Below are 15,805 nucleotides of genomic sequence, written 5' to 3'. Positions count from 1 at the left end.
TTACTTCGTCTGAAGAAGCCGTTCGAGGCCTTCCAGCGTGCGCTTCAGGGCGCCACGGTTGGCCTCGACCACCGCATGTCCGGCCGCGGCGAGACGTTCACGCTCCGCCGCGTCGCCAAACAGGCGCACGAGCTCATCGGCGAGCGTCGCGGCATCGGTGACCTCCACCAGCGCCTGGCGCTCGCGCAGCGCCTCGGCCACGTCGGTGAAGTTGGCGAGCTCGGGGCCGGTCAGCACCGGCACGCCCATGGCGGCCGGTTCCAGCAGGTTGTGGCCGCCGATCGGCACCAGGCTGCCGCCGACGAAGGCCGCATCGCCCGCGCCGTAGAGCGCCGACAGCTCGCCCATGGTGTCGCCCAGATAGACCGCGGTCTCGCCGGTCACCGCCTCGTCCCGCGAGCGCCGGGCCACCGTCATGCCCTCGGCCCGGCACAGTTCCGCCGCCGCCTCGAAGCGCCGGGGATGGCGCGGCACCAGGATCAGCAGCACCTCGGGATAGCGCTCCCGCAACCGCGCATGGGCCTCGAGCAGCGCCTCGTCCTCGCCCTCGTGGGTGGAGCCCGCCACCCACACCGGACGCTTTCCGAACCCGGTTCGCAAGCACTCACTCACCTCGAAGGCCTTGTCATCTCTTGCCAGGTCGAATTTCAGCGAGCCGGTCACCTCGGCCTTCTCCGCCGCCATACCCAGCGCCCGGAAGCGCTCGGCATCGGCCTCGGACTTGGCCCCCAGCCAGCTGGCGTGAGACAGCGCCTCGGCCATCAGCCTGCCGAGGCGGCGATAGCCCTGGAAGGCCCGCGGCGAGAGCCGGCCGTTGACCACCGCCACCGGAATGCCCCGCCGCTCGCAGCCGGCCAGCAGGTTGGGCCACAGCTCGGTCTCGAAGAAGATGGCCAGATCGGGGCGCAGACGCTCGAGGAAACGCCGCGCGGCGCCGGGGAAGTCCAGCGGTACGAAGTGATGACTCACTTCGGCTACATCCGCCTCGTCCTGCAGGCGTTCGGCGACGGCATGGGCGCGCTCGGCGCCGGTGGCGGTCATGGTGGTGATCACCAGGCGGCGGTCGGGATGACGCCGCGCCAGGGCCTCGATCAGCGGCCGGGCGGCCTGCACCTCGCCCACCGAGGCGCAGTGCAGCCACAGGCTGTCCGCGCCCTCGGGCGAGGCGGCGATGCGCCCCAGCCGCTCGGCGCGGGAGCGCCCGGGCAGGCTCTCCTTCCACACCCGTCGCCAGACCAGCGGCGACAGCGCAAGCAGCGCGGCGGAGTAGCCGCGCCGCACCCAGGGATGGCCGGCCATCAGGCCTCGCGGTCGAGGATGGTGGAAATCATCGCCGTGGTGGACACGCCGTCCTCGAAGCCCAGCACCCGCACCTCGCCGCCGGCCGCGCGCACGGCCTCGCCGCCGGCGATGTCCTCGGGGCGGTAGTCGCCGCCCTTGACCAGCACGTCAGGGAGCACCGCCTCGATCAGCCGCTGCGGGGTGTCCTCGGCGAAGGGCACCACCCAATCCACCGCGCCCAGCCCGGCCAGCACCTGCATGCGGCGGGCCAGCGGATTGATCGGCCGCTTGGGCCCCTTGAGCCGGCCGATGGAGGCGTCGTCGTTGACCGCCACGATCAGGCGGTCGCCGAGCCGGCGGGCGTGCTCCAGGTAGGCCACGTGGCCGGCGTGGAGGATGTCGAAGCAGCCGTTGGTCATCACCACCCGCTCGCCACGGGCCTGGGCGGCGCGCACCGCCTCGATCAGCGGCGCCTCGGCGATGACGCCGAACTCGGCCAGCTTGTCGCCGTGCAGGGCGGTGTAGAGCTCGGCCACGGACAGCGTGGCGGTGCCGGGCTTGGCGACCACCAGGCCGGCGGCCAGGTTGGCCAGGGTCATGGCCTCGGGGAAGCCATGGCCGGCGGCCAGCGCCAGGCCCAGTACACCGATCACGGTATCGCCGGCGCCGGTGACGTCGAACACCTCCCGGGCGCGGGTCGGCAGGTGAAGCGGCTCGTGGCCCTCGCGGATCAGGGTCATGCCCTTCTCGCTGCGGGTGATCAGCAGCGCCTCGAGCTCCAGCTCGGCGCGCAGCGCCTCGCCGCGCTCGGACAGGGTGGCATCGTCCGGGCAGGGGCCGGCGACGGCCTCGAACTCGGCCAGGTTGGGGGTGATCACGCTGGCGCCGCGGTACTTGCGGAAGTCGCTGCCCTTGGGATCGACCAGCACCCGCTTGCCGGCGGCCCGCACGCGGCCGATCAGCCCCTGGACGTCGGCCAGGGTGCCCTTGCCGTAGTCGGAGAGGATCACCAGGTCGGCGGCGTCCAGGGCCGTCTCGACCTTCTCCGCCAGCGGGCCGGTGTCCACGTCGCCGAGGCTCTGCTCGAAGTCGAGGCGGATCAGCTGCTGGTTGCGGCTCATCACCCGGAGCTTGGTGATGGTGGGAATGTCAGCGCTTCGGGCGAAGTGAGTGCTTACACCGGCATCCTCGAGGCGGCGGCTCAGCAGGTCGGCGTTGTCGTCGTCGCCGACCAGGCCGGCCAGCGCCGCCCGCGCGCCCAGCGAGGCGATGTTGAGCGCCACGTTGGCGGCGCCGCCGGGGCGATCCTCGGCCTCCTCGACCCGCACCACCGGCACCGGGGCCTCGGGGGAGATGCGCGAGGTGCCGCCATGGAAGTAGCGGTCGAGCATCACGTCGCCCACCACCAGCAGGCGGGAATGCTCCAGGGCGGTCAGATCAAGCTTCATCGGAAGGCTCCCTTTCCTGACGGGACGCGGCGGTGTCCAGCACCGCCTCGAGATGGCGAATGACGTCGTCGGCCTGGATCAGCGACATGGCGTCGGGATGACGGACCCGCTGCCCCCAGGGCAGCGTCTCGGGGTCCTTGTGCAGGAACTGGCGCACCGCATCGGGATAGCGGTTCACCACGTGTTCGCGCCAGCAGTAGGGCGCGGCCCGGTCCGGGTTGGTGGTGGCGAACAGGCCGACCACCGGCGTGTCGAGGGCGTTGGCCATGTGCACCGGACCGGAGTCCGGCGCCACCACCGCCCGGGCGCCGTCGATCAGCGCCAGCAGGCCCTTGAGCGAGGAGCCGCCGATGGCGTCGATCACCGCGCCGGGCTGGGACAGCGCCTGGATGCGGCTGCCCATCTCGCGCTCCTGGGTGCTGCCGCCGCCGGTCAGCACCGTCTTCAGGCCGTGCTGGACCCAGGCGTGCTCGACCACGCTGGCGTAGCCCTCCGCCGACCAGTTGCGGAAGTTGCGCAGCCGCGGATTGGCGCAGGGGCTCATCAGGATATAGGGCGCGTCGCCGGTCAGCGTCGCGGCCTCGTCGCGGGCGGCGTCGGGGATCGGCATGTCCCATGCCAGCGAGAGATCCTCGACGCCCAGCAGCCGGGCGAAGTCGAGGAACGACTCGAGCACATGGGCGCGGGGGTGCGGCGCCAGCTGACGGTGGGTGAACCAGTGCTGGGCATCCTTGGCACGGGCCTTGTCGTAGCCGACGCGCAGGTCGGCCTTGAGGCCCAGGGAGAGCACGCTGGCCCGCAGCGCCTGCTGCATGTGCAGCAGCACGTCGAAGCGGGTGTCCGAAAGCTGCCGCCACAGCTCGCGCATCCCCGCCAGGCCCGTGGCCTTGTCGTAGACGACGAACTCGACCCCCGACATGCCGGCCAGTAGACTGTGCTCGCCCTTGCCGATGATCCAGGTGATGCGCGCATCGGGCCACTGACGCTGCAGCGCGCGGATCGTCGGAACCAGGTTACAGACATCGCCCAGGGCGGAAAGGCGCAGCACGCCGATATGGGCGGGGCTGGCGGGCAGAGGATGCTTCATGCGATTGGCAACGCTTCAAACGGGAAAGGTTTACATTTTATATGATGCGGACAGTTTATGTGACGCCGATGGGGCGCCACAAATCGGCCCGTCGACCTTCGATCCCGACCACTGGCGCCGGCAGGGCCTGGTCACCGGCGAGGCGCCCGGCCGCGGCGCCAGCCTGTTCCTGGCCGCCGGCGACGCCGAGTGGGTGCTGCGCCCCTATCGCCGCGGCGGCCTGGTGGCCCGGGTCAGCGAATCGCGCTACCTGTGGACCGGCGCCGAACGCAGCCGTTCCTTCCGCGAACTGCGCCTGACCGGCCACCTGTTCTCGCTCGGCCTGCCGGTGCCCCGGCCGGTGGCGGCGGTCACGACCCGCCACGGCCCGAGCTACGAGGCCGCCCTGATCACCGTGCGCCTGAACGGCGCCCGCGCCCTGGCCGAACGGCTCCATGACGCCGACGAGGCCCTGCTGGCCCGAGTCGGTGCCACGGTGCGCCGCTTCCACAACGCCGGCCTCGACCACGTGGACCTCAACGCCCGCAACCTGCTGGTCGACGGCGACGACGCCGTGTGGCTGATCGACTTCGACCGCTGCCGGCTGCGCCAGCCCGGCAAGTGGCAGGAGGCCAACCTCGAGCGGCTGGCCCGCTCGCTGGCCAAGTTCGACGCCGCCCCCGCCATGGACGCCATCCGTCGCGGCTATGACTCTATTCAAGATTAGCGATGAGCTTTGCCGGCGCCCAAGCTTCCGCGAGGGCGCTGTAAATACCTCCCTGTAAGCTACTTTTGCCTTCCTTGGCAAAAAATCCTCGCTCCACCTTACCCCCGGCGCTCATCGACTAGGATCTGCTACGCACCGTACTCCGCCACCAGCGCCTCGACGTGGCGCGCCAAGGTGAAATCCTCCAGCACCCGCGCCCGGCCCGCCACGCCGAGCCGCTCGCGCAGCGCGCCGTCGTCGACCAGCTCGGCCAGGGCCGCGGCCCAGGCCTCGGGGGATTCGGGATCGGCCAGCCGCCCGGTGTCCGGACTCACCAGCTCCGGAATCGCTCCGCTCGACGCGCCCACCACCGGCCGACCGGCGGCCATGGCCTCGATCACCGTCAGCCCGAAGGCCTCGTTGCGCGACGGCGTGCAGACCACGTCCAGCGCCTGCAGGCAGCGCGGCAGGTCGGCGCGGAAGCCGGCGAAAGTGAGCCGCGAGCCGAGCCCCAGCGTCTCGACGCGCTCGCGCAGCGCCTCGACGAAGGCCGCGTTGCTGCCCTCCTCGGCCGTCAGCCCGCCGATCATCACGCCATGCCAGGCCGAATCGGGCCGGTTTTCTGCGAGCGCCGCCAGCGCCTCGACCCACACCCGCTGCCCCTTGCCCGGGGTGATGCGCCCCGGCAGGCCGATCGCCACCGCACCCTCGGGCACGCCCAGCTCGCCGCGCAGCGTCGCGCGCTCGTGATCGCCCAGGTCGGCCACGTAGGGCGCCGGATCGATGCCGAGGTAGAGCCGGCGGATGCGCTCGGCGGGCAGCGGGAAGGCCTGGAGATTGCGGGCGCGGGTCGCCTCGCTGATCGAGAACAGCCGGGTGACCCGGCCGTAGGCCCAGCGGTGATAGGGGTCGCGCTTGGGCCGGGTGACGCCCATGTGATCGGTGAAGAACAGCCTGAGCCCCGGGCGCAGGGTCGCCAGCAGCGCGCCCAGGCGCAGGTCGCTGGACTTGTGGCAGTGGATGACCTCGATGCCGTGGGCCTTGAGGTAAGCGAGGATCCGCCCGACCCGCCACAGCGCCTGGCCGCGGGACGGCACCGTCAGCGGCGTGACGCCGGCGGCCTCGAGGCTCGCCGCCACCCGCGAGCCTTCAAGCGCCAGGCCGTGGGCCTCCCACCCCTGGCGGGCCAGCTCGGGTATAATCCGCGCAGGATACATTTCCAGTCCGCCCCAGCCGTTCGAGAGGCAGAGCTGCATGACCTTGGGTCTCAAGGCATCCTCCATTCGGTGTCGGGGCTCGGGAGCCCCATGACGAGTTTCTCCGATCAACGGCCGCCGCGCCTGCTGGTGGTTCGCAACGACAAGCTCGGCGACTTCATGCTGGCCTGGCCGGCCCTGGCGGCCCTCAAGGCCGCCTCGCCGCGCCCCCACGTCAGCGTGCTGGTGCCGAGCTATACCGCCCCGCTGGCCCGCGCCTGCCCGTGGATCGACGAGGTGATCCTCGACCCGGGCGGCAACGCCGGCCGCGAGGGCCGACGCGAACTGCTGGCCGAGCTGAAGGCCGGGCGCTTCGATGCGCTGCTGACGCTTTACTCCACGCCGCGCGTCGGCTGGCTGGGCTGGCGCGCCGGCATTCCGCTGCGCCTGGCGCCGGCCACCAAGTGGGCCCAGCTATTCTACAACCGCCGCGTCACCCAGCGCAGGTCGCGCTCGGAGAAACCCGAGTACGTCTACAACCTGGAGCTCGCCGAGGCGCTGCTCGAGGCGCTGGGCATCGCGGTGCCGACGCGGCCGGCGCCGCCCTGCTGGCCGCTGGATGATGGCGAGCACGCCCGCCAGCGGGCACTCGTGGCCGAGGCTACCGGGCTCGGTGATGACCGCCCGTGGCTGTTCCTTCACCCCGGCAGCGGCGGCTCGGCGGTCAACCTCACGCCCGAGGCCTACGCGCGGCTGGCCCGCGACGTCGATGCCCGGCTGCACGAGGCGGGCAAGAAGCCGGCCTGGGTGATCACCGCCGGCCCCGGGGAGACCGACAACGCCGATGCCCTGTGCGAGACGCTGCGCGAGGCCGGACTCGAGGCCCGGCGCCTGCCGCCGAGCCCGGGGCTCGAGGCCTTCGCCAGGAGCCTCGTGGCCGCCGACCTGTTCATCGCCGGCTCCACCGGACCGCTGCACGTCGCCGCCTGCCTGGACCGCCCCACCGCCGGCTTCTATCCTGCGCGGCGTTCGGCCACGCCGCTACGCTGGCAGACCTGCAACGCCGAGGCCCGGCGCCTGGCCTTCTGCCCGCCCGAGGGCGCCCACGAGGCGGACATGGCGGCCATCGACCTGGCCGCCGCCGCCGAGTCCATCGCCGCGCACCTGACCTCTCCTTCGATCAGCGAGACCCGCCCATGACGCCCATCTCCGGCATCATCATCACGCTCAACGAGGCCGACAACGTCACCGACTGCATCGCCTCCCTGCATCGGGTCTGCGACGAGGTGATCGTCGTCGACTCCGGCAGCCAGGACGACACCGTGGCGCTCGCCGAGGCCGCCGGCGCCCGGGTGATTCATCAGCCCTATCTCGGCGACGGCCCGCAGAAGGCCTTCGCGGTGCCCCAGGCCGCCCATGACTGGATCCTGGCGCTGGACGCCGACGAGCGCCTCGACGACGACGCCGTCGCGGCGATCCAGGGCCTGGCGCTGGACGATCCGCAGCAGGCCTTTCGCTTCAGGCGCCGCAACTTTGCCGGCCGCCACTGGATCCGCGCCGCGGGCTTCTACCCCGACCCGGTCACCCGGCTCTACAACCGCACCACCTCGGGCTACCTGCCCAAGAAGGCGCACTCCTCGGTGCAGGCCCCTTCGGTGACGGATCTGGACGCCCATCTTCGCCACTTCACCTATCGTGACCTGTCACACTGGATCAGCCGCATCGACGCGCTCTCCAGCCGCGATGCCTGGGCAATGAAGGAGCGTGGCAAACGGCCCTCGGCCGTGCGGCCGGCACTGCATGCGGCCACCGCCACCTTTCGCAAGCTGATCCTCAAGGGCGGCCTCTTCCAGGGCGCGGACGGCTTCACCGTGGCCATGACCACGGCGTTCCACGCCTACATGAAGTACGCCAAACTCAACGAGCTCTACGAGAACGAGCGTGCGGAACAGAACGAACGCTGAAGATGCCATCCCCGCCCGCCTGAAGCGGCCGCGCGGATGGGCACTGCTGACCCTCGGCGTGGCCCTGGGCTTTGCCGCCGTCACCGTGACCCGGCTGCCGGCCCTGGCGCTGTGGCCGATCGCCGCCGGCTGGCTGTGGCTGGCCCATCGCCTGCGCTGGGGCGAGGACGCGGCCGCACCAATGCCGCGGCGCCGCTGGCCCTGGTCGCTGCTGCCACTGAGCCTGTGGGGCATCTACGTCTATCTGGCCGACAGCTTCGGCGAGGTCGACCTGGGGGCGGTGTTCTTCCACCTGCAGGCCGGCATCAGCGATCACGGCGGCGGCGAGCGGCTGGTCGCCGCCGTGCTCTATACCCTCGCCATGCTGGCAGTACTGGCCGCCTTCACCTGGCTGGTGCGGCGCGACGACCGCTGGGCTCGCCATGAACGCCTGCTGGCCGCGGTACTGCTGCTCGGCAATCCGATGCTGCTGGGGCTCGGCCAGCGCGGCATGGCCTTCGTCACCGAGGACGGCGCCTGGCTGGATCGCCGCTACGTGCCGCCGGTGATCCAGGCGGCGCCGGCCGATCCGCCCAACCTGCTGGTGCTCTACCTGGAGAGCCTGGAACGCACCTATGCCGACCGCGAACGCTTCGGCGACGCCTACGGGCCACTCGCCGAGCTGGGCCGACGCGGCGTGGTCTTCGAGGGAATCCGCCAGCTCGACAACACCGGCTGGACCATGGCCGGGATGATCGCCAGCCAGTGCGGCACGCCGCTGATGCCGGCGGGACTGCTGCATGACAGCCAGTTCGAGCCCCTGGACCGGGTCGTGCCGGGCGTCGACTGCCTGGGCGACCTGCTGTCGGCCCAGGGCTATGCCCTGAGCTATCTCGGCGGCGCCAGCACCCGCTTCGCCGGCAAGGGCCGTTTCTATACCGGCCACGGCGTCACGCGGGTGCGCGGCCGCGAGACCCTGGCCCCACGGCTCGAGGACCCCGACTATCTCAACAGCTGGGGGCTGTACGACGACAGCCTCTATGCCTTCACCCGGGAGGAGATCCGCCGCCGCGAGGCGGAGGGCGGCCCCTGGGGCGTGATCGCGCTCAGCCTCGGCACCCATCCGCCCGCCGGCTACCCGGCCCGGGCCTGCGAGGCGCGCCAGGGCGATCACGACGGCGAGGACATCCTCTATGCGGTGGAATGCTCGGCCTGGCTGGCCAAGCGGCTGGTGGAACGGCTGGAGGCCGAGGGGCTGCTGGCCAACACCCTGGTGGTGATCGCCAGCGATCACCTGACCATGCGCGTCTCGGCCTGGGAGCAACTGATCGCCGGCCCCCGCGCCAATACCTTGATGCTGCTGCACAACGACCTGATTCCGCGCCGTCTCGACCGCGAGGGGTCGACGCTCGACGTGCTGCCCACCGTGCTGGAGGCCATGGGCTTTCGCATCGCGCACCACCGCGCGGGGCTCGGCGTCTCGCTGCTGTCGCGGGAACCAACGCTGGTCGAGCGCCACGGGCTGGAGGCGATCAATGCCCGGCTCAAGGAAGAGACCGCCCTGCAGCGCCGGCTGTGGGAGGGGCTCGACCTGCCCCGCCCGGAGCCGGCATCGGTCCGGGCGGAACATTCCGGCGAAGAGCCGCGGGCATTGCCTGAAAAGTCGGCGAGCGAAGGTTAGACAAGGCAAAAATCAACGAAAAGCCGGAGTTTACGAGCTGTAAATGAGGACTTTGAGTTGAGTTTTAACGCCGTATAGCCGAGCGCAGACACTTTTCAGCATTGCCTAGCCGGCCAGGATGGCCGACAGGACCCTCTCCGGCGGCTGCTGCTTGAGGCAGTTGGTGTGACCCAGCGGGCAGGTGCGCTCGAAGCAGGGCGAGCAGTCCAGCGCCAGGTAGTGAATCTCGGCGTCGCCGGTGAGCGGCGGCGTATAGGCCGGCGACGAGGAGCCGTAGATCGCCTGGATGCGGGTGCCCGCGGCGGCGGCCACGTGCATCAGCCCCGAGTCGTTGGTCACCGCCTGGCGGCAGTCGGCGAGCAGGTCCACCGCGTCGGCCAGCCGCGTCTTGCCGCACAGGTTATGCGCATGCTCGAGCCCGCCGGCGATGGTCTCGCCGGCGGGTTCGTCCTTGGGGCCGCCCATCACCCGCACCTCGAAGCCCTCGGCGATCAGCGCCTCGGCCAGGCGGCGGAAGTACTCGAGCGGCCACTGCTTGGCGGGGCCGTACTCGGCACCGGGCATCATGGCGATGGCCGGGCGGCTCCCGATACCGAGCGAGGCGTGCAGCGATGCCAGATTGGCATCGTCACGCTGCAGCGCCGGGCGCGGGACCGGGAAGTCGCCCTGTGCCGCCTCGCCGGCCGGCAGCCCCAGCGACACGAAGCGCTTCACGGTCTGGTCGAGCACGGCCTTGTCGAGGCGGCGACGCTCGTTGAGCAGCCCGTAGCGCTGCTCGCCGTGGAAGCCGACGCGCCGCGGGATGCGCGCCAGGAAGGGCACCAGCGCCGACTTCCAGGAGCGCGGCAGCACGATGGCGCGGTCGAAGCGCCCGCGCAGCGAGGCCGCCAGCCTGCGCCGCGCGGCCCAGCCGAACTCGCCGTGGCCGACTTCCAGCGCGGCCACCTCGTCGACCTCTTCCATCCGCTCGAGGATAGGCCGCGACCAGGCCGGCGCCACCACGCCGATGGTCGCCGCCGGGTCGCGTTCCTTGAGCGTCTTGAACAGGCTCTGGGCCATGACCATGTCGCCGACCCAGGACGGGCCGACGACCAGGATGCGCTCGCCCGGGTCAGGCATTCAGCCACTCCAGATAGGCCTTCACGCCTTCGGCGACGGTATGGAACTCGCGGTCGTAGCCGGCCTCGCGCAGCCGCGCGATGTCGGCCCGGGTGTAGCTCTGGTAGCGGCCCTTGAGCTCGTCGGGGAAGTCGATGTACTCGATCTTGCCCTTGCCGTAGTAGTCGACCACCGCCTCGCCGATCGCCTTGAACGGCTCGGCACGGCCGGTACCGAGGTTGAAGATGCCGGAGGCCTCGGGATGGTCGAGGAACCACAGGTTCACGTCGACCACGTCGCCGACGTAGATGAAGTCGCGGCTCTGCATGCCGGCCTCGTAGCCGTCCCAGGCGCCGAACAGCTTGAGGTCCTGGCCGCCGCTGATCTGGGTGTGGTGGTGGTAGGCGACGCTGGCCATCTTGCCCTTGTGCTGCTCGCGGGGGCCGTAGACGTTGAAGTAGCGGAAGCCGACCACCTGGCTCTCGAATTCGTCGTGGCGGGCGCGCACGTACTGGTCGAACAGCAGCTTGGAGTAGCCGTAGACGTTGAGCGGCTTCTCGTGCTCGGGCTCCTCGCGGAACACCTCGCTGCCGCCGTAGGTAGCCGCGGAGGAGGCGTAGATGAAGGGAATGCCCTTGAGCTGGCAGAAGTGCAGCAGCTCCTTGGAATACTCGAAGTTGTTCTCGAGCATGAAGCGGCCATCCCACTCCGTGGTGTCGGAGCAGGCGCCCTCGTGGAAGATCGCCTCGATGGGCGGCAGGTGCGAGGCCTCGCCGTTGAGGGCGGCCTTCACCCGGGCCAGGAAGTCGTCCTTGTCCAGGTAGTCGCCGAGGGTGCAGTCGGCCAGATTGACGAACTTGGTGCCGTCGCTCAGGTCGTCGACCACCAGCACGTCGTTGCGGCCGCGCTCGTTGAGTGCCTTGACCAGATTCGAGCCGATGAAGCCGGCTCCGCCTGTCACTACGATCATGGGGATTCCTCTCTATGCGGGCACTAGCGGGCAAGCCGGGTGCCTCCGAACGGGGCTGATCCGGCGACAGCTCTCCGAGGAGGTGCTGTGCCCCCTTCCCTGGGCGCTACCGACGCCCTGCGGCGTTCTTGCATCCTGCGCCACTTGCAGGGCCGGTGCTGGCCATCCATGGCCAGCCCGTTCGGAGGAATCCTCCTCACCCCTGGCGTAGGACCTCCTCTGCGAGCTGTCCCCGGCGCCCCTCGCGATTTCCCGCAGCCCTGTAACCCAGGTATTCCGGGCTGCGCCTATAACCGATCTGCCCGTGATTGTATACTTGACCGCTCGTGAATTCATGGCCAACGGTGCTTCCGCAATGACACAGTCGACGCCAGACGTGACAACCTTCCAGGGCCTGATCCTGGCCCTGCAGCAGTACTGGGCCGAACAGGGCTGCGTGGTCCTTCAGCCCCTGGACATGGAGGTCGGCGCCGGGACCTTCCACCCGGCGACCTTCCTGCGCTCCATCGGTCCCGAGACCTGGAACGCCGCCTACGTGCAGCCTTCCCGCCGCCCCACCGACGGCCGCTACGGGGAGAACCCCAACCGCCTGCAGCACTACTACCAGTTCCAGGTGGTGATGAAGCCGTCCCCGGCCAATCTCCAGGAGCTCTATCTGGGCTCGCTCAAGCGTCTCGGCCTCGACCCGCTGGTTCACGACATCCGCTTCGTCGAAGACAACTGGGAATCCCCCACCCTCGGCGCCTGGGGCCTGGGCTGGGAAGTGTGGCTCAACGGCATGGAGGTGACCCAGTTCACCTACTTCCAGCAGGCCGGCGGCCTGGAGTGCTACCCGGTCACCGGCGAGCTGACCTACGGCATCGAGCGCATCGCCATGTACGTCCAGGACGTCGACAGCGTCTACGACCTGGTGTGGACCGTCGCCCCCGACGGCACCAGGGTCACCTACGGCGACGTCTTCCTGCAGAACGAGCGCGAGCAGTCGACCTACAACTTCGAGCACGCCGACGTGCCGGCGCTGTTCGCCGCCTTCGATCATCAGGAAGGCGAATGCAGCAAGCTGATCGAGGCCGGCCTGCCGCTGCCCGCCTACGAGCAGGTGCTCAAGGCCTCGCACACCTTCAACCTGCTCGACGCCCGTCACGCCATCTCGGTGACCGAACGCCAGCGCTACATCCTGCGCGTGCGCACCATGGCCCGTGACGTGGCCCACGCCTACTACGAATCGCGCAAGGCCGCCGGCTTCCCGCTGGCCCCCGAAGCCCTGCGCCGCGAACTGCTTGCCGAAGGAGACGCTTGAGATGGCAGCCGATAGCTTTCTGGTCGAACTGGGCGTCGAGGAACTGCCGCCGGGCGCGATCGACAAACTCTCCGATGCCCTGGCCGAGGGCGTGTCCCGCGGGCTGGCCGACGCCGATATCGCCCACGGCGAGGTGACCGCCTACGGCTCCCCGCGCCGCCTGGCCGTGCGCGTCGAGGCACTTGCCGACAAGCAGCCGGACCGTGAGGTCGAGCGCCGCGGCCCCGCGCTGGCCGCCGCCTTCAAGGACGGCGAGCCGACCAAGGCCGCCCAGGGCTTCGCCCGCTCCTGCGGTGTCGAGGTCGACCAGCTGATCCACCTCGAAACCGACAAGGGCACCTGGCTCGGCTACCGCGAGCAGCAGCAGGGCGAGGCCACCACCGCCCTGCTGCCCGCCATCGTCGAGAAGGCCATCGCCGGCCTGCCGGTGCCGAAAAACATGCGCTGGGGCGCCTCGCGCATCGAGTTCTCCCGTCCCGCCCACTGGCTGGTGATGCTCTACGGCAGCGACGTCGTCGAGGCCAGCGCCCTCGGCCTGAGCTCCGGCCGCACCACCCGCGGCCATCGCTACCACGCCCCCGAGCCGCTCGAGCTGGCCCACGCCGACGACTACCTCGAGGCGCTGGAGCAGGCCTGGGTGCTGGCCGACCGCGACAAGCGCCGCGAGCGCATCCGCGAGCAGGTGCTGGCCGAGGCCGAGGTCCAGGAGGCCCAGGCGGTGATCGACGAGGAGCTGCTGGTCGAGGTCAGCGGCCTGGTGGAATGGCCGGTCGCCCTGGCCGGCGGCTTCGACGAGCGTTTCCTCGAGGTGCCAGCCGAGTGCCTGGTCTCCTCCATGAAGGCCAACCAGAAGTACTTCCACCTGCTGGACGCCGAGGGCAATCTCAAGCCCGGCTTCATCACCATCTCCAACATCGACAGCGCCGAGCCGGAGCAGGTGATCCGCGGCAACGAGAAGGTGATCCACCCGCGCCTGGCCGATGCCGCCTTCTTCTACGAGACCGACCGCCAGCAGCCGCTGGCCGCCCGCGTCGAGGGCCTCGCCAGCGTGGTCTTCCAGCAGAAGCTCGGCTCGCTGGGCGACAAGTCCCACCGCAACGCCGCCGTGGCCGCCTTCATCGCCGGCCGCATCGACGGCGACGTGCACCAGGCTCGCCGCGCCGCCGAGCTGGCCAAGTGCGACCTGGTCACCGAGATGGTGCTGGAGTTCCCCGAGCTGCAGGGCATCATGGGCCGCTACTACGCCACCCATGACGGCGAAGACGCCGAGGTCGCCCAGGCACTCGAGGAGCAGTACCTGCCGCGCTTCGCCGGCGACGCCATCCCGCAGACCCGCGCCGGCCAGGCCCTGGCCCTGGCCGACCGCCTCGACACCCTGACCGGCATCTTCGGCATCGGCCAGCGCCCCACCGGCACCAAGGACCCGTTCGCCCTGCGCCGCGCTTCCATCGGCGTGCTGAACATCCTGATCCAGGGCGAGCTGGATCTGGACCTGCGCGAGCTGCTCGAGCTGGCCGCCGCCCAGCATCAGGAACTGCCCTACGCCGACGGCCTGGTCGACGAGGTGCTGGGCTACATGCTCGACCGCTTCCGCGCCTGGGCCCAGGACGAAGGCATCGGCGCCGAGGTCTACCTGGCCGTGCGTACCCGCCCGGTCACCAAGCCGCTGGACTTCGCCCGTCGCCTGCAGGCGGTGAACGCCTTCGCCCGCCGCGAGGAAGCCGCGGCCCTGGCCGCCGCCAACAAGCGGGTCTCCAACATCCTCGCCAAGCAGGGCGGCGACGTGACCGTCGAGGTCGACGCCGGCCTGCTGCAGGAAGACACCGAGAAGGCCCTTGCCGAGGCGCTGAGCGGCTGCCACCAGAAGGTCGCCCCGCTGTTCGCCGAGGCACGCTACAGCGATGCCCTGGACGTGCTGGCGACCCTGCGCGAGCCGGTCGACCGCTTCTTCGACGACGTCATGGTGATGGCCGATGACGAGGCGGTGAAGCGCAACCGCCTGGCCCTGCTGGCCAGCCTCCAGGCGCTGTTCCTCGAGGTCGCGGACATCGCTGAGCTCCAGCACTAAGCGGAGCCAGCGACGTGAAAGGGCCGGCGAGGCGACTCGCCGGCCCTTCTTTTTGTGCCGATGTTTCATGTGGAACATCGCTCCGATCACGGCGCCGGCACTCAGGACCAGCCTCCCCTCCCCGCGACTCGCCACTATCTCTTCTCCCTTTGCTCCTCCTCCTTGTCACCTCTCACCGGTCGCCGATGTTTCACGTGGAACACTCCTCCAGCCAGGGCTCGATCCACTCACTTCTCCAGGACCTGCCCGCTTGGCATCGCCTGTTTCACGTGAAACACTTCCGCTCTCGATTCATCCTGCCCGGAGCCGTCATGCCGCGTGCCGAGAAGCCTGCCACCCAGTTAGTCATCCTCGACCGGGATGGCGTGATCAATCAGGATTCCGACGACTACGTGAAGTCGCTCGACGAGTTCCTGCCCTACCCCCAGGCCATCGACGCCATCGCCCGACTTTCCCGAGCGGGCTGGACGGTCGCGGTGGCCACCAACCAGTCGGGGATCGCCCGCGGTTACTACGACGAGACGACCCTGGCCGCGATGCATGAGCGCCTGAATGCGCTCGTCGCCGACGCCGGCGGCGAGATCGCCCACATCGTTCACTGCCCCCACGGCCCCGACGATGGCTGCGACTGCCGCAAGCCACTGCCCGGGCTTCTGAAGCAGCTGGGTACCGAGCTCGGGATCGAGAGCCTTGCAGGCAGCTGGATGGTCGGCGACAGCCTGCGCGACCTGGAAGCCGGCGAAGCAGTCGGCTGCCGACCGGTGCTGGTGCGCACCGGCAAGGGCGAGCGCACCCTCGCCAGGCACCCAGAGCGGACCAGTGACGATCGGACACGGGTATTCGACGATCTGGCCGCCTTCGTCGACTGGCTGCTGGTAGGCGACGCGTCCCGATAGCCCGCCCCCCCCCCCGTGGCCTCCGAAGCAACGCTCTCCCCGCCATCGTTCGCCTGCCCTGCCTCAGAGATCGAGATATTCTCGGGTCCTGAATAGAAAAAGCCCGCCATCCCAGGATGGCGGGCTTTTTCATGTGGCTGGCGGCGGGGATA

The 15,805-nt window shown here is 70.2% G+C and carries 13 protein-coding genes; 7 read left to right on the top strand and 6 right to left on the bottom strand.

Translation table 11 applies throughout. The features are described 5' to 3' along the window. From waaA to C9J49_RS00270, 3 genes are read right to left on the bottom strand one after another with little or no spacing between them, the layout of a single operon-like run. The gene (waaA, locus tag C9J49_RS00280) at positions 1 to 1,299 is read right to left on the bottom strand and encodes a lipid IV(A) 3-deoxy-D-manno-octulosonic acid transferase (RefSeq protein WP_107181050.1); all 1,299 of its coding nucleotides are present in this window, start codon (positions 1,297 to 1,299) and stop codon (positions 1 to 3) included. Next, positions 1,299 to 2,729 (bottom strand): bifunctional D-glycero-beta-D-manno-heptose-7-phosphate kinase/D-glycero-beta-D-manno-heptose 1-phosphate adenylyltransferase HldE, encoded by a 1,431-nt coding sequence (gene hldE, locus C9J49_RS00275; protein ID WP_035594610.1) that lies wholly within the window; start codon positions 2,727 to 2,729, stop codon positions 1,299 to 1,301. The genes waaA and hldE overlap by 1 nt, the downstream gene beginning before the upstream one ends. After that, positions 2,719 to 3,816, bottom strand: a complete 1,098-nt coding sequence (locus C9J49_RS00270) for a glycosyltransferase family 9 protein (RefSeq protein WP_046078898.1) — start codon at positions 3,814 to 3,816, stop codon at positions 2,719 to 2,721. The genes hldE and C9J49_RS00270 overlap by 11 nt, the downstream gene beginning before the upstream one ends. On the opposite strand from C9J49_RS00270, the gene C9J49_RS00265 reads away from it, so the two are divergent. Then, positions 3,815 to 4,522 carry a 3-deoxy-D-manno-octulosonic acid kinase gene (locus C9J49_RS00265; RefSeq protein ID WP_046078897.1) on the top strand — a complete coding sequence of 236 codons (708 nt, stop codon included), beginning with the start codon at positions 3,815 to 3,817 and terminating at the stop codon, positions 4,520 to 4,522. The genes C9J49_RS00270 and C9J49_RS00265 overlap by 2 nt on opposite strands. 128 nt (positions 4,523 to 4,650) lie before the next feature. On the opposite strand, the gene C9J49_RS00260 is transcribed toward C9J49_RS00265, so the two are convergent. Then, on the bottom strand, positions 4,651 to 5,772 hold the full coding sequence (locus C9J49_RS00260) for a glycosyltransferase family 4 protein (protein WP_258393706.1): 1,122 nt from the start codon (positions 5,770 to 5,772) through the stop codon (positions 4,651 to 4,653). 36 nt (positions 5,773 to 5,808) lie between these two features. Here C9J49_RS00260 and C9J49_RS00255 point away from each other — a divergent pair, with 36 nt between their 5' ends. Genes C9J49_RS00255 through C9J49_RS00245 form a run of 3 tightly spaced genes read left to right on the top strand, consistent with a single transcriptional unit; the run spans position 5,809 to position 9,321 of the window. Further along, the gene (locus C9J49_RS00255) at positions 5,809 to 6,897 is read left to right on the top strand and encodes a glycosyltransferase family 9 protein (protein ID WP_046078895.1); all 1,089 of its coding nucleotides are present in this window, start codon (positions 5,809 to 5,811) and stop codon (positions 6,895 to 6,897) included. Then, entirely contained in the window at positions 6,894 to 7,661 is a 768-nt protein-coding gene (locus C9J49_RS00250; RefSeq protein WP_046078894.1) for a glycosyltransferase family 2 protein, read from the top strand. The genes C9J49_RS00255 and C9J49_RS00250 overlap by 4 nt, the downstream gene beginning before the upstream one ends. Beyond that, entirely contained in the window at positions 7,639 to 9,321 is a 1,683-nt protein-coding gene (locus C9J49_RS00245) for a sulfatase-like hydrolase/transferase (protein ID WP_375700431.1), read from the top strand. Before C9J49_RS00250 ends, C9J49_RS00245 begins: the two co-directional genes overlap by 23 nt. A gap of 105 nt (positions 9,322 to 9,426) precedes the next feature. Here the strand turns inward: C9J49_RS00245 and waaF are convergent, their stop codons facing one another. After that, positions 9,427 to 10,440: a lipopolysaccharide heptosyltransferase II gene (waaF, locus tag C9J49_RS00240; protein ID WP_046078893.1), complete on the bottom strand. Its 1,014-nt coding sequence runs from the start codon at positions 10,438 to 10,440 to the stop codon at positions 9,427 to 9,429. After that, positions 10,433 to 11,389, bottom strand: a complete 957-nt coding sequence (gene rfaD / locus C9J49_RS00235; protein WP_046078892.1) for an ADP-glyceromanno-heptose 6-epimerase — start codon at positions 11,387 to 11,389, stop codon at positions 10,433 to 10,435. The genes waaF and rfaD overlap by 8 nt, the downstream gene beginning before the upstream one ends. Positions 11,390 to 11,744: 355 nt before the next feature. Here rfaD and glyQ point away from each other — a divergent pair, with 355 nt between their 5' ends. The 3 genes from glyQ to gmhB all read left to right on the top strand — a co-directional run bounded on the left by glyQ (position 11,745) and on the right by gmhB (position 15,653). Further along, the gene (glyQ, locus tag C9J49_RS00230) at positions 11,745 to 12,689 is read left to right on the top strand and encodes a glycine--tRNA ligase subunit alpha (RefSeq protein ID WP_107181048.1); all 945 of its coding nucleotides are present in this window, start codon (positions 11,745 to 11,747) and stop codon (positions 12,687 to 12,689) included. 1 nt (position 12,690) lies between these two features. Next, positions 12,691 to 14,757 (top strand): glycine--tRNA ligase subunit beta, encoded by a 2,067-nt coding sequence (gene glyS, locus C9J49_RS00225; protein WP_107181047.1) that lies wholly within the window; start codon positions 12,691 to 12,693, stop codon positions 14,755 to 14,757. Between the two features lie 311 nt (positions 14,758 to 15,068). Continuing rightward, positions 15,069 to 15,653, top strand: coding sequence for a D-glycero-beta-D-manno-heptose 1,7-bisphosphate 7-phosphatase (gene gmhB / locus C9J49_RS00220; protein ID WP_107181046.1), 585 nt, complete (start codon positions 15,069 to 15,071; stop codon positions 15,651 to 15,653). Positions 15,654 to 15,805 lie beyond the last annotated feature (152 nt).

It is taken from the genome of Halomonas sp. SL1 (genome assembly GCF_003030865.2).
GTDB classification, from domain to species: Bacteria; Pseudomonadota; Gammaproteobacteria; order Pseudomonadales; family Halomonadaceae; genus Halomonas; species Halomonas halophila.
Note: the sequence above shows the minus strand (reverse complement) of the source record. Positions and strands in the feature narration are given on the sequence as shown.